Source organism: Streptomyces sp. NPDC102451 (assembly GCF_044765485.1).
In the GTDB taxonomy this organism is placed as follows: Bacteria; Actinomycetota; Actinomycetes; order Streptomycetales; family Streptomycetaceae; genus Streptomyces.
The window spans coordinates 463,924-477,272 of record NZ_JBIWKD010000001.1 but is presented as its reverse complement, the minus strand read 5'-3'; the positions used below and the strand labels follow the sequence as shown (position 1 = coordinate 477,272).

Genomic DNA, 13,349 nt, shown 5'->3' with positions numbered 1-13,349 from the left:
CCAGCTAGTTACCGAGTCACCTCAATAGCTCGGTATAAGAGAACCCCGGTAGCAAGGAGAAGAGCCTAGCCATGTGGCATAACTACCGGGGTCATCCTGATTTATTGGAGATGTAAGCAAATGAGTAATGAAGACTACCGATGCTTACTCTTTGAGTATAAGGGAATTCCCTTTCAAACTCAACTATTCTTGTTCTTTTTGTACCAGTCTCTAGACCTTTTACGGAAGACCTCCCTTCCTTCTTCTGTTGAATACTTCTCCTTTAGCCAATCCTTGTGGTAGGTGGGATTCTTCTTACGCCACCCGGCGAAATATTCTTTCTGACAGTCTCGGCATTTGGTGTGCAGTCCGTCTTTCTTTGCCCGGCTCTTCTGAAAATCCTTTTCAGGCTTCTTCTTCTTACATGTGCTGCATTGTTTCACTTCTTCCGAATCTCAACGATGTATTGAGACCCCTCCTTTCTTCCTAGCTCTAGTCCCTTATGCCTGCCGTAGAAGTAGGCAAGGGTAATGAGGATTGCCACGATGATTACTGTTGTCATGTCTCCCCTTAGGTAAACCCGCCCGGATTCGAGCGGGTGTCTCTCAAACGGTCTGTACGGCTTACCAGGACTCTTCTAGAAGCGCCGGGGTGTCTGGCACCACGTTGATTAGCTGAGCCTCTAGGAATTCGATACGTTCCCGGCAAGCGTCAATCTCTGCTTGCATTCTCGTCTTGACCTTTCCGACGATTTCCTTTGCGGATTCAAGGTCATCTAGGCTTACCGCTGTAATCGTTTGTGCTACGTCAATGTAGGAAACAACACGGGTTGTCGTCTCGGTTGCCCGGTAAAACCCGCCGTCTTCTGTGTGAAGTTGGTTGTTCAGTACCGGAATGCGCTTATGAATCTGCTTTCGCTCCGCAAGTTCAATGAGCCTTGAGGGTCCGCCTCTTACCACGTGCATACGGTCAACGTCCTTAGTCAATAGGTGCTGCTTAAATCTCGAACGCGGGTCCTTAGCGATTCCGATATAGACCAACTCACCGAACTTGTACAAGCCGTATAGGAATCTCTCGGCATCCCTGTCTGTTTCTGCCTTGTAGGTGACTGCATTTTCCAGGCAGGAATCATGGACGTGACTACTCTCAATTGATTCACCGCAAAGCAAGCAGTGTGTTACTTCCTTGCTCTTGAGGTCTCTCAATAGGTGAAGCCTGATGTCTTGCCACAGAGTCATACGTGCGGACCAAGGTGACAGTTCTTCCCTATCCTCGCGTACTGCTAGTGCATTAAACCTCTTCAATTGGTAACTACTAATCATCTTCTAGTCTCTTTTCTGTTATCACCTCCTTGCCTTTCAAGGGGTAGAAGCTTGCGGCCCTTAGGCCGCCCGCCCGGAGGGCGGAACTCAATTACTTAGGTTCCCAGCAAAAGAAGTGAACTACCTTCTTGCCGGGGTCCTTAGTGTGGTCATACCAAACCTTGACACCTTCTAGATAAGGTCTAGTGCAGATAGCGCAGAATCCATTGAACTTAGCGTGCATCTCAACCTTGTTGCCGTGTCTCTGTGGCTTCTTAGGCTTCTGCTTTCTCTGCTTTGTTGGGGGGTTCTTGCCAACCCTCTCCATCTTGTTCCGATGTTCCCAATTCATCCTTGCCATTAGATAACGTCCCTGAAGTTTCTACCCTTACGGGTTGGGTTAGTCCTATCGAACCGAGGACGCTTCTTAACGGTCTTCCTAAATTCGTAGTTAGTCATCCTTTCCCTAACTTCCTCATCGGAACAGTTGGAGTGAGCGAAAAACTTCCTTCCCTCCCAGGTGAGGCACTGCTCATCCTTGTTAATCATTCGGGTACAGAGAGAACAGAAAGTCTTGTATCGGCTTACCGTCTTAAACTCTGTTCCATCAAAGCCTAGAGTCTTCATAGTGTTTTTCCTTTCGTTGTTTAACGACTAATTTCGGGTAGGCGGATTCCGGTCTAAGGTTCCGTTGCATCCGGCCCCACAGAAAGAATCTGCCGCTTCTTATCCTTACTGCTCTAGAAGGTGCTTCCCCATTTGGATAACTCTTCTAGGCTCTACCCTGCGCTAAGGGGGGCTCGTAGGACTTTTCAAGTACGTGCCGGAACCGAAGTCTGCGCAAGCTTGGGGGCAAAAGAAAAACCCCCGGATTGGTGGGGCAAGCACCGTATCCGGGGGTTCTATGAAGACTTCTCAGTCTAAGCTTTGAAGTGTATTCCTAGGTAAACCTCTCAACGTTCTTGCCCAACGTTTTCTAACTACTACTACCTTACCATCTGGCAGGCTTCTTGTCAAGAATTCAGGTCCCTTATGAGGGTCGCCCTGCGGGCCTTTCCTTGGCTTTTTCTTGTCTCTTTCAGAGTACCATCCGTGTCAAGTCCCTTTGGTTTATCGGAGCCTTTTTCATAAAGCCCTGAATATCCGAGCCGGCCTGGACCCCCCATTTTAATTAGAAAGGGCTCAGACATTTTCCTAGGCGTCGTCCTGGACGTGGTTAGCCGGGGGTCTGCTATTCTCTTGCTCGCACGTACAACACAAGGAGAGAGAACGTGGCAAAGCGCGTAATCGTAGAGTCGGACCTTTCCGGAGACCCGGAAGCGTCTACCGTCCCGTTTGCCTTTGACGGGAAGCGCTACACCATCGACCTTACCGAGGAAGAGAAGGAGGAATTCGGCAAGCTTCTCGCTAAGTACATCGACGTAGCGGAGGAAGTCGAGAACGTACCGGCAAACGGACAGACCACGATTCCGAATCAGAGCAACGGTCCCGACCCTGCCAAGGTTCGAGCTTGGGCACGAGAGAACGGCATTGAGGTAAACGACAAGGGACGTGTTCCGCATTCCGTCGTGTCGCAGTACCTCAAGGCTCAGGAAGAACCGGCCGACGCATGAGCGGGTACCGCGTAACGGTCCTGGTGAACAACCAGCCGTCCGCCGAGTCAACCTGTGCCGACTGGACAGAGGTTCGGTCCGTCATCGGTGAGGGCGTAGAAGCGGCCCTGAGCGCTCTTGAGGAGTGGCAGAGGGAAGATGCCTACGCCCTGGACGTTCCGCCCCTACAGCGGGCGCTCACGCGTCCCGAGACCCAAGAGGCCGTAGACAGCTCCGGAGCTTGGGCCACACGTCTTGGGTCCGTACCGGTTCAACTCAGGGTCACCAGGGTCTAGCCTGTAGGGGCAAGTCGAGAGAACGGAGAAAGCATGGAAAAGGGCCGGTACAAAGTCGTCTCACTTCCTGGTGAGGGACCGTCCTACGAGAAGTGGGTAATTCTCGATTGGGAAACGTGGGGTTACTGCACGCTTCCCGATGACCCTGCAAGCGAACACCCAAATCTCCTGCCCCTGGAATGGACGCAGAAAGAAGGGGCTAAGCACTGGCTCAATCAGTGCTACCGAACGTGGGCACAGTGGGAAAAGCAGGGGAAGGAAGTTCCCCAGGGTTGGCGTCCGCTTCCCCCTTTGTCCTACGTCCCCTTTGACGGGGTGAACACCAACTTCAACTGAATAGCTGTCTTAGGTTCTGCGCAGACCTAAGAAGGCAGGCAAAAGGCCGGTAGTCGAAAGTTGGCTACCGGCCTTTGTCATGTGGTGATTGTGTCTACAAGGATTCCATTATCAGGGATTCGGTAATCCGCACTGTTCCAATTGCGCTTACCGCTGTTGCATGAACGGCAAAGAATCTGAGCGTTGGTTAGGTCGTCCCTTCCTCCGAGACTCAAGGGGATGACGTGGTCTAGGGCTAGGTCCTGAGTCGCCCCACACTCAGGACGGCCACAGACGGCCCCGTACGCCCTCTGTAGGGCTTGCCAGGCACCGGAAGGCATCTGACCCTCTGCTAGGCGCTCACGCGCCCGCCTACGGCTTCCGTGGGCTCTCACCTTGTCTCGGTTGGCCTGTCGCCACTCCCTCATGTACTCCGCGTGCTTCTCTTTATTGGCCCGGTAGTAATCCTTATGGCTAGCTAGTTTCTTCTCTCGGTTCCTTTCCTTCCAAGCATCATCCTTCTTCTTAACGCATGGCTTGCACCACCTATGCAATCCATCCTTACGGCTCTTGTCTTTGTGGAAATCTGTCAGTGGCGTTTCTACGCCGCACTTAGTGCAGTTCTTTGTCATACCTCTATTCTCTCGTGAAAGTCACCACAAAGCAAACAGGGCCCCTCCCGATTTGGGAAAGGCCCTGAGCTTTTTTCTGCGGCTATCCGAATACGCTAGCCACGGCTGACGCGATGTCCTTTTCTTCGTGCTGCACGTAATAGCGCAGACTCACCGCAACGTCATGATGACGCATTTGGGCTTTGAGGATGTTCGGGCTTACGCCTGCCGCAACAAGCGTAGTTGCGAACAGATGCCTTAGGGCGTGAGGGTTCAACTCAATGCCCAACTCTTTCTTGGCTTTGCGCTTAACGCCCCTGTAGACCGTGGCGTGATTGATTGCGCCTAGCTGATAGGTCGCGTACTCCTCTGCGAACCAATCGGGGACAATGACAGGCCCGGTGGTTTTGGCGGGGGTGATTTCGTTCTGTGGTGTCCTCTGTCGGTCAATGTTGATGACCTTGCCCTTAAGGGGCTGATTCACCAGAGACTCACCAATCCTCATACCGGCAAAGGTCATGCCGTAGACGTGAGGACGGTATTTCGAGTCTGCGAAAGCTTCCCTGACTTCCTGGACCGTGGGGAGGTCATAGACCTTTTGCTTAGGTGCAGGGGTAGGCACCTTGATTCCAAGACAGGCTTGGAGATTTACCGCGTGCTTCCTACGCGTGCTTTGAGTGATGACTGTGGAGAGTCGCCTACCCAATTCACGAACCGTTGCCTTCTCGATGGGAAGGTCTTCAATCTCCAAAGCCCTGAGAGTCTGGAGATAGGACCGATAGGTGTTGTCCTTGATGGCCCGCAATTCCAGCCGCTCATAGGCCAGAGCCAAACAGGTTCCCGACGTTGCCTGTCGAAGTTCCATGTCTACTTCGAACTCCCGCAAATTTCGCGTCCGCCGTGCACGAGTTCGAGCTGTACTTCGACCTCTAGGAACGTGGTGGTCCGCACCGCCGGTCCACCGAGCTGAGGTCAGGAAAACGAGCGAGGGCCGTCACCCCCTGTCGGGGTGGCGGCCCTCGCTCGTTTTCCGCGCAGGGCGGGAGCGTGGTGGTCCGGGTCCCGGCGTTTGGAAACGCCGGGACGGTAAACACGGTTCCTTGACAGCAGCTTCATACAACGTACGAGGTAGGAGACGCACCATGGGCATCATCGCCTGGATCATCATCGGTCTGCTCGCCGGCCTCATCGCCAAGGCACTGATGCCGGGCAAGGACCCCGGCGGCATCATCATCACGATGCTCATCGGTATCGCGGGTGGCCTGCTCGGCGGCTGGCTCGGCAAGGTCATCTTCGGGGTCGACTCCATCGACGGATTCTTCGACCTCTCCACCTGGATCGCCGCCATCGTCGGCTCGCTCATCCTCCTCGCCCTGTACCGCGTGATCACGGGCAACCGGCGCTCCCACCGCTGACCCGGCACTCCGCAGCCCCGCCGAACGGCTCCGCCTCCCCCTGGGGGTGCGGGGCCGTTCCGCGGTCCGGAGCGCGGGGATCCGCTCACGGCGCGACACCTAGACTGAGAGCCTTCGGGCCCGGCAGCGCGGCCCAGGCCGGACAGGAGCGCGAAGGTGGCAGCAGGGAACCCCGACGATCCGCCCGCCGAGGTGCTGGCGGACGCGGCTGCGGCGTTCGGGCTGCTGGCGTCGCCCCCGCGCCTGCACATCGTGTGGGCCCTGGCCGAGGGTGAGAGCGATGTGAGCGGACTGGCCCAGCGCGTGGGCGGTGCCCTGCCCGCGGTGAGCCAGCATCTGACGAAACTGAAACTCGCAGGCCTCGTACGCTCCCGTCGGGAGGGGCGGCGGCAGGTCTATTACGTCGACGACGCCGACGTGGTGACGGTGGTGCGGCTGATGATCGGCCAGCTGACCACCCGTGCCACGGGTGGTTCGGTACCCCGCCTCCGTGACCTCGGTGCCTGAGACCGCAACGGCGGGAAGTACCGGTCCTGCGGGTCCCGGGGAGCAGTGGGCGCGGCGGGCGGTGGGCGAACCGCCGTCCTGGTCCGGGCTCACCTCCCTCCAGGTACTGCGGCATCTGGACAGCGGGCCCCGCGGGCTCGTCGAGGCGGAGGCCGGGGAGCGGCTCGCCGGGTTCGGTGAGAACACGGTGCCGTCGTGGCACACGGCCTCCTGGCCCCGCCGCCTCGGTGGAAGCCTGCGCGACCCGTTCACCGCGGTCCTGCTGTGTCTGGGGCTGGTGTCGGCCGCTGTGGGGGCCTGGGGCACCGCGGGCGTGATCCTCTCCCTGGTGCTGGTCAGCTGTGTGCTGCGGGCGGGCGGGGAGCGCCGGGCCGACCGGTCCGTGGCCGAGCTGCGGAAGCTGGTGGCGACCACGGCGACCGTGCTGCGGCGTACGGCGGAGGACGGGGCACCCCGGCCGCGGGAGGTCCCGGTCGCCGAGCTGGTGCCGGGCGATGTGATCCGCCTCGGGCCCGGTGATCTGGTCCCCGCCGACGTGCGGCTGCTGCGCGCGAGTGGCCTCACGGTGCATCAGGCACCGCTGACCGGCGAGTCGGCGCCGGTGGCCAAGCATCCGGTCGACCTGCCGGAGGCGCGGGGCGGGCCGTTCGACCAGCCGCAGTCGTGCTTCCAGGGCAGCAGCGTGGCGTCGGGCAGCGGTACCGCGGTCGTCGTCACGACCGGGCCGCGCACCCGTTTCGCCGCCACCCGGAGCGGTCCGGGACGGCGTGCGGCCAGTGCGTTCGACCAGTCGGTGCACGGGATCTCCTGGGTCCTCATCCGCTTCGTGCTGCTGACCCCGCCGCTGGTGCTCATGGCCAACGCGGCGCTGCGCGGCCGGGGCTTCGAGACGCTGCCGTTCGCGGTGGCGGTCGCGGTCGGGCTCACCCCGGAGATGCTTCCGGTCATCGTCACGACCACCCTGGCCCGTGGGGCGTCCCTCCTCGCCCGTGACCACCGGGTGATCGTCAAGAGGCTCCCCGCGCTGCACGATCTCGGCGCGGTCGATGTGCTGTGCCTGGACAAGACGGGCACCCTCACCCAGGACCGGCCGGTCCTGCACCATGCGCTGGACGTGCGGGGCAGGCCGGATCCCGAGGTGCTGCACTGGGCCGGAGTCAACGCCTGGTGGACTCTCCAGCTCGCCGACCTGCCCGCCCCGGACGCCCTGGACGAGGCGATCCTGGACGCCGTCGGGGAGGACGAGCCACTGGCGTACGAGGGTGTGGCGGCGCTGCCCTTCGATCCGGTACGGCGTCTCTCCACCGCGGTCGTGCGCCGCCCGGGCCGCCTCGGTCTCCACACGATGGTCGTCAAGGGCGCCGCGGAGAACGTGCTCGAACGCTGTGTGCTCGCCGAGGACGAACGGGCCCGGCTGCTCGCGCTCGCCGCACGGGAGGCGCGCAGCGGCCTGCGGCTCCTCGCGGTCGCCACCGCCGAACGGCCCGCCCGGAACCGCGACCACACCCCGGCCGACGAGCGCGGCCTCACCCTCCTCGGCTTCGTCGCCCTGCGCGACACCCTCGCGCCGACCGCGGCGCACGCCCTGGAGGTCTTCGCGGACCGGGGCGTCGCCGTCAAGATCCTGACCGGTGACCATCCGGGCACCGCGGCCCGGGCCTGCGGGGATCTCGGGCTCGACCCCGGTGCCGTCGTCTGCGCCGACACCATCGAAGGCGTCACGGACGACGAGCTCGCGGACCTCGCCCGCCGCACCACCGTCTTCGCGCGCTGCGCTCCCGAGCACAAGGCGCGGATCATCTCCGTGCTGCGCGCCGGCGGGCACACCACGGGGTTCCTCGGCGACGGTGTCAACGACCTGCCCGCGCTCCACGCGGCCGATGTCGGAATCTGTCCGCGCGACGCCGTGGACGTCGTCCGTGAGAGCGCCGACGTGGTCCTGGCCGAGAAGGACCTCACGGCCATCGCGCACGCGATCACCTCCGGCCGGCACAGCAGCGTGAACATCGCCTCGTATCTGCGCGTCACGCTCTCCTCCAACCTCGGCAACGTGATCGCGATGCTCGTCACGGGCCTGATGCTGCCCTTCCTGCCGATGCTCCCGTCGCAGATCCTGGTGCAGAACCTGTGCTTCGACGCGGCCCAGCTCGCCTTCGCCTTCGACCGGCTCCACCCCGCCGCCCTCCGCCGGCCGACGGTGCTGCAGCCCCGCCGCTTCCTCCGCTTCATCACCGGTTTCGGGATGCTGGGAGCCGCCGCCGACCTGGCCACCTTCGGCGTCCTGGCGCTCGCCCTGCACGACGCCTCCGGCTCCGGTGAGGCGGCCTTCCACTCCGGGTGGTTCACCGAGAACCTGCTCACCCAGGCGCTGGTGATGCTGCTGCTGCGTACCGGTCGCCGCACCGTCCCGGGCGCCACCGTGAGCCCGGTCCGCCGGGCCGCCGCCGGCCTGGCCGTCATCGGCATCCTGCTGCCGCCCTCCCCGCTCGGGCCGCTGCTGGGGATGACCGCGCCGCCGCCCCTGTACTACCCGCTGCTCGCCGGGGTCCTCGCGCTGTACACGGTGGCGCTGAGGGTCAGCCGGTCCCGTTACGAGAAGGCCGGCACCGAGGGGTAGGTCCGCCCGCCCGGACCACCGCCCAAGCTTGTACAGTTGCGCAATCCAGCAATCTTCGGTTTGCATGACGAGAGAAAGGACGGGGTGGCGATGCTCCGTAACGGACTGGAACCCTGGCACCTGCTGATCCTGGCGATCGTGGTCATCATGCTGTTCGGGTCGAAGAAGCTGCCGGACTCCGCACGCGCACTGGGGCAGTCCCTGCGGATCCTCAAGAGCGAGACGAAGGCCATGAAGGAGGACGGCGCGGCGCCCGGCCACCCGGCCCAGCAGCCCGCTCCGGAGAGCGGCACCCAGGCCTGACGGCCCGGGCCGCCTCACGGCGCCGGCTGACCGGCCCCGACAGTTTCCGGGTTGCGCAAACGAGGGAACCATGGTGGCCGCCCGGGCGTTGGACGGGATGACGACACAGACCGGAAGCGATGGAGGAACACCCGTGGGAGTCAGCCTGGCCAAGGGCGGCAACGTCTCGCTCAGCAAGGAGGCCCCAGGCCTCACCGCCGTGACGGTCGGACTCGGCTGGGACGTGCGGACCACCACCGGCGCCGATCACGACCTCGACGCCAGCGCCCTGATGTGCACGGAGGCCGGCAAGGTCGTCTCCGACGGGCACTTCGTGTTCTACAACAACCTCACCAGCCCGGACGGTTCGGTCCAGCACACCGGCGACAACCTCACCGGTGAGGGCGAGGGGGACGACGAGTCCGTCAACGTGGACCTGGCGTCCGTACCGGCCGAGGTCGCGAAGATCGTCTTCCCGGTCTCGATCCATGACGCCTCCGCCCGGGGCCAGAGCTTCGGCCAGGTCCGCAACGCGTTCATCCGCGTGGTCAACCGGTCCGACAACGCCGAGCTGGCCCGCTACGACCTGAGCGAGGACGCCTCGACGGAGACCGCCATGGTCTTCGGCGAGCTCTACCGGCACGGCAGCGAGTGGAAGTTCCGCGCGGTGGGCCAGGGCTACGCCTCCGGCCTGGCGGGCATCGCCGCCGACTTCGGCGTCAACATCTGACGGTCCGGTACGCACGCCCCGAGCCGCCGGGGAAGGGGACCATCCACGGGACCCCTTCCCCGGCGGCTCGGCCCGCTCAGTCCGTCAGCAGTTCCCGCAGTTCGGTGACCGCCTCGCGAAGGTGGTCACCGAAGGCGTGCATCTGGCCGGCCACCGCCTGCGGGGTGCTCAGGTAGAGATTGAAGCGGTCCGGCAGCAGGACGTAGGCGATGCCGATGCAGCGGCTGCTCGTGGAGCCGAAGCCGAAGTACTGGATGTTCTCGGACGGCGCCGAGCTCGTGCTCAGGTAGTCGTCCCGCATCGTGAGCCAGCCCGGGGAGCGGTACAGGGCGGGCTGTTCGGTGACGCCGAGTTCGTCGCCGCGGCGGCGCTGGATCAGTTCCAGCTCCCAGAGGTGCTGCTCGGGAGCCTCGCCCGCCTGGCACTCCTTCGCCCGTGCCACATGGGCTCCGGCGGCGGCCCGGAACGCGGCGCGGCGGGTCTCGCGGTCCGCCGCCGGGTCGTCCATCGCCGCGACGAAGAGCGGCATCTCGGGGGTGACCACGCGCATCGCCTCGGTGCGGCCGTGGCGGTACTGGCGGGTGGCGATCGACTCGTACGTGGCTCCCAGGTGGCCCTTGGCGCGCTGGTGGGCCAGTTGGTACGCGGCCTGGACGAAGGCGTCCGGGGACACCCCGAGCGCCTTGGCCGCCGTGCTGCCGAAGTCGCCGAACGACACGGTGCGGGTGGCGGTGGCCTCGCCGTACGCGGCGAACGCCTCGGCCGCGGTGCGCACCTGGGCGCGCAGGGGCGCGTCCAGCTCGAAGGCCAGGGGGTGCGGAACCGGCTCGCCCTGGGGGCGGGCTCCGGAGCCGCGGGAGTGCTCGTCCGGCGAGGCGCCGAGCAGGGCGTCGGTGAAGCTGAGGATGGTGGTCCCGTCCAGCTCGCAGTGCTCGACGTTGATGCCGGCCCGCCCGTCCGCGTAGACGACGAAGGAGACGGCCTTGTCGAACCAGCGGTTGCCCCGGTCCCCGTACAGCAGTTCGTCGCAGGCGGTCTGGGTGTCCTCGGGCGCGAAGTCCTCCAGACAGACGCAGAAGAGCGCGGTCTCGATGTCCTCCAGCGTCCGGGCGTTGCCGGGGTGACCGTCGACGAGGGACGCCCTGGCCGCCGCCCACTCCGCCCGGGCCATGGTGGTGAGATGGCCGACCCGGTCCTCCTCGGCCGTGTGGACGTCGGCCTTGGTGACCGCGCGCAGCCCGGCCTCGATCTCGTCGAGGCCGTGCGGGACGCCGTCGGGGCCGAGCACGTCCAGCCGGAACATGGTGCCCCGGAAGTACACCACGATGTGCCGGGCCGTGGACGGTCCGGGCGCCTCGTCGCTGTACGGGGCGCGCACGGTGTCCAGCGGCACCCCGGGGACACGGGTCGTGGAGAAGAGGTACGCGTTCTGCACCATCGACTGGGGCACCCCGCGCTGCTCCACCGGCGCGATCAGCCCCTCGTCGAGCCGGCGCTTGTAGTGCAGCGCCCCCGCGACGAGCCCGGCCGCACGGTCGAGCTGCCCCTGGCCGGTGTCCTTGAACAGGAAGAAGAAGTTGGCGTTGAGCGCGATCCGGTCCCGGCGCCCGAGGTAGCGGTACGGCCAGAACGTGTCGAGCCAGCTGTGCACGCCCTCCGTCGCGTCGTACTCCTCGAGCGCCGCGTGCAGGGTCCGGCCGGGGCCGCCGGGCCGCAGGAACGCGGCGACCTCGGCCTCCGTCGCCGCCCGCTCCTCGGCGGTCAGCAGTGGGGCGCACCAGGCGAGGAACCTCTCGCAGCTCGCCTCGAGCGTGGGCAGCGGCACGCGCGGGAGGCTGCCTTCACGGGCGAAGGTCGCGCCGGCTGCTGCTTCCTGACTGACGTTCAATGCGGCTCTCTTCTCGGTGAGTGGGGATGGGTGGGTCTACCGGTCCTTCGGCCTGGAGAGATGGAGCTGAGCGTAGAGCCAGCCGTCCTCCTCCAGCCCGCTCGCGTCGACACCGGCCGCGTCCAGGCTGTCCAGGACGCCCCGTTGTTCCTGCGGGCCCGCGAACCGCCGCTGCTTGAAGACCTCGTCGACCCGGACCGTCCGGTAGCCCAGCTCGTCCAGGGCGGCCTCGACGGGGTCGAAGGGGAACATCCGCAGCACGAAGTGCGCCATCCAGGGGAGGCGGCCGTCCTGCGCGCGGACCACCCGGGTCAGGGTGCGCTCGGTGACGTAGCCGATGCAGCCCGTCGAGATCACCAGGTCCGTCCCGGCGAGGCGGTCGCGCTGTGCGGGCGTGGGGTCGTCCGCCTCCAGGTCGGCGTGGACGGTGTCGTCGAGGAACCCGGCCTCGTGCGCGTAGGCCAGGGCGCTGGTGGAGGCGTCCAGGCCGGTGAAGCGCAGGGCGTGCGCGGGGCTGCGGGAGCGGGAGAGGTCGCGGTCGCGCTCCAGGAGTTCGGCGCGGGAGGCGGGGGCGCTGCCGTCGTAGCGTGCGTACAGCTCGTCCATCGTGGCGTCGTACTTGAGCAGGGCGGCGTTGATCCCGTACGAGCAGCCGATGTCCAGCACCCGGGGGACGGCCACCCGTTCGGTCTCCCGGTACTCCTTGATGAGCTTGTCGAACCAGGGCTTGGCCAGTTGGGGGACGCGGTAGCCGAGCGGGCGGAGCACCTGGAAGTACGTGCGGGGGTCGGGCGCGGTGTAGATGTGGTCCAGCGAGACTTTTCCGGACGCGTCGAGACGCAAGGGGCTTCTCCTCGGTGGGGGCGCGTGGCAGGGCCTGGGACCGTTCGGAAAGGCCCTAGTCCAGCAGCTGGTCGCCCCGTACGGCGCGTCCCTCGGCGGCCAGGTGTTCGGGCAGGACGCGGCCGAAGAGCTGCCGGGTGCGCGACACGCTCCCGATGACGCCGGGGCGCTCGCTGTAGGCGAAGATCGCGCTGTGCCGGGCGAGTTCACCGCGTACGGGGCTGACGCGGTGCAGCGCGTAACGGCCCTTGAACAGCTGGAGGTCGCCCGGCCTCAGCGGCAGGCGCTCCGGCTGCCGTGCGCCGGTGCCGTCCAGGACTCCGCGCACGTCGTCGAAGCGCTCGTCCTCGGCGGACCTGATGTTCGGGCAGTACTCGAAGGAGCCGCCCTCCTGCGCCTCCTGGGTCAGCATGCTGACCGTGTACTCGTTGGTGTCGAAGTGCCAGGGGTGCTCCATGCCCGGCCGTACGACGTTGAGCACGAGCCCGGAGAGCGGGTCGGCGAGCTCGTACAGGCGGGGCAGCCCGAAGCAGTCGGCGACGAAGCGCTGGAACGACTCATGGGCGTAGAGCCTGCCGATGAGGGTGTCCCCGGGGATGCGGTCGCGGGCGACGAACGCGTTGCCGCGCTCGAAGGTGCGGCGGCCGGGGTGGCCCTCGGGCAGGTCGGCGTCCACGTCGATGTTGTAGACGTTGACCGTCTCGACGTCGAAGTACGCGTCCGGGGCGAGGGCGGCGCATTCCCGCCGCAGGACCTCGTGGAGCGAGGGCCGGATGAAGTCCGGCAGTACGGTGCAGCCGACCTCGGCCAGTTCGCGCCTGGCCCGCGCCACGACGGCGCGGGTTTCGGTGTGCCCGGGGTCCGACAGGGGGTAGTGGTCCGTGTCGACCACCTGGTCGAGCGTGATGGCTTGCAGAGTGCTCATCTGACCCTCTCCGCGCACATGTCGGTAACTCAACTGGCGAGTAACAGG

At 64.6% G+C, this 13,349-nt stretch carries 12 protein-coding genes; 6 read left to right on the top strand and 6 right to left on the bottom strand.

The features are described from left to right. Positions 1-602: 602 nt before the first annotated feature. Positions 603-1,184, bottom strand: coding sequence for a hypothetical protein (locus tag ACIRD8_RS02300; RefSeq protein WP_403985100.1), 582 nt, complete (start codon positions 1,182-1,184; stop codon positions 603-605). Between the two features lie 1,367 nt (positions 1,185-2,551). Between ACIRD8_RS02300 and ACIRD8_RS02295 the strand changes: the two genes are divergently transcribed. After that, positions 2,552-2,893 (top strand): Lsr2 family protein, encoded by a 342-nt coding sequence (locus ACIRD8_RS02295; protein WP_403985098.1) that lies wholly within the window; start codon positions 2,552-2,554, stop codon positions 2,891-2,893. 688 nt (positions 2,894-3,581) lie between these two features. Here the strand turns inward: ACIRD8_RS02295 and ACIRD8_RS02290 are convergent. Then, positions 3,582-3,824 carry an HNH endonuclease gene (locus ACIRD8_RS02290; protein WP_403985629.1) on the bottom strand — a complete coding sequence of 81 codons (243 nt, stop codon included), beginning with the start codon at positions 3,822-3,824 and terminating at the stop codon, positions 3,582-3,584. A gap of 373 nt (positions 3,825-4,197) precedes the next feature. Beyond that, a complete protein-coding gene (locus tag ACIRD8_RS02285) occupies positions 4,198-4,959 on the bottom strand; it encodes a tyrosine-type recombinase/integrase (RefSeq protein ID WP_403985096.1) in 762 nt (253 codons plus the stop codon). Between the two features lie 277 nt (positions 4,960-5,236). Between ACIRD8_RS02285 and ACIRD8_RS02280 the strand changes: the two genes are divergently transcribed. The 5 genes from ACIRD8_RS02280 (at position 5,237) to ACIRD8_RS02260 (ending at position 9,645) form a co-directional block, all read left to right on the top strand. Next, on the top strand, positions 5,237-5,509 hold the full coding sequence (locus ACIRD8_RS02280) for a GlsB/YeaQ/YmgE family stress response membrane protein (RefSeq protein WP_124276850.1): 273 nt from the start codon (positions 5,237-5,239) through the stop codon (positions 5,507-5,509). Between the two features lie 156 nt (positions 5,510-5,665). Further along, the gene (locus tag ACIRD8_RS02275; protein ID WP_403985094.1) at positions 5,666-6,016 is read left to right on the top strand and encodes an ArsR/SmtB family transcription factor; all 351 of its coding nucleotides are present in this window, start codon (positions 5,666-5,668) and stop codon (positions 6,014-6,016) included. Further along, positions 6,000-8,633: a magnesium-translocating P-type ATPase gene (mgtA, locus tag ACIRD8_RS02270; protein WP_403985092.1), complete on the top strand. Its 2,634-nt coding sequence runs from the start codon at positions 6,000-6,002 to the stop codon at positions 8,631-8,633. Before ACIRD8_RS02275 ends, mgtA begins: the two co-directional genes overlap by 17 nt. Positions 8,634-8,723: 90 nt before the next feature. After that, on the top strand, positions 8,724-8,936 hold the full coding sequence (tatA, locus tag ACIRD8_RS02265; protein WP_403985627.1) for a Sec-independent protein translocase subunit TatA: 213 nt from the start codon (positions 8,724-8,726) through the stop codon (positions 8,934-8,936). A gap of 133 nt (positions 8,937-9,069) precedes the next feature. Continuing rightward, a complete protein-coding gene (locus ACIRD8_RS02260; RefSeq protein WP_403985090.1) occupies positions 9,070-9,645 on the top strand; it encodes a TerD family protein in 576 nt (191 codons plus the stop codon). 76 nt (positions 9,646-9,721) lie between these two features. Here the strand turns inward: ACIRD8_RS02260 and ACIRD8_RS02255 are convergent, their stop codons facing one another. The 3 genes from ACIRD8_RS02255 to ACIRD8_RS02245 are packed head-to-tail and all read right to left on the bottom strand — an operon-like array spanning position 9,722 to position 13,301. Further along, on the bottom strand, positions 9,722-11,533 hold the full coding sequence (locus tag ACIRD8_RS02255; RefSeq protein WP_403985088.1) for a choline/carnitine O-acyltransferase: 1,812 nt from the start codon (positions 11,531-11,533) through the stop codon (positions 9,722-9,724). 36 nt (positions 11,534-11,569) lie between these two features. Further along, positions 11,570-12,376, bottom strand: a complete 807-nt coding sequence (locus ACIRD8_RS02250; protein WP_403985086.1) for a class I SAM-dependent methyltransferase — start codon at positions 12,374-12,376, stop codon at positions 11,570-11,572. Positions 12,377-12,431: 55 nt separating this feature from the next. Further along, complete coding sequence (locus ACIRD8_RS02245; protein WP_403985084.1) at positions 12,432-13,301, bottom strand: arpA protein; 870 nt, start codon at positions 13,299-13,301, stop codon at positions 12,432-12,434. Positions 13,302-13,349: the final 48 nt, after the last annotated feature.

Excerpts from the sequence above, each read along its gene's own strand:
- tatA (WP_403985627.1), top strand. The coding sequence starts at position 8,724 with ATGCTCCGTAACGGACTGGAACCCTGGCACCTGCTGATCCTGGCGATC.
- ACIRD8_RS02280 (WP_124276850.1), top strand. The coding sequence starts at position 5,237 with ATGGGCATCATCGCCTGGATCATCATCGGTCTGCTCGCCGGCCTCATC.
- ACIRD8_RS02245 (WP_403985084.1), bottom strand. The coding sequence starts at position 13,301 with ATGAGCACTCTGCAAGCCATCACGCTCGACCAGGTGGTCGACACGGAC.
- ACIRD8_RS02290 (WP_403985629.1), bottom strand. The coding sequence starts at position 3,824 with ATGCCTTCCGGTGCCTGGCAAGCCCTACAGAGGGCGTACGGGGCCGTC.
- ACIRD8_RS02285 (WP_403985096.1), bottom strand. The coding sequence starts at position 4,959 with ATGGAACTTCGACAGGCAACGTCGGGAACCTGTTTGGCTCTGGCCTAT.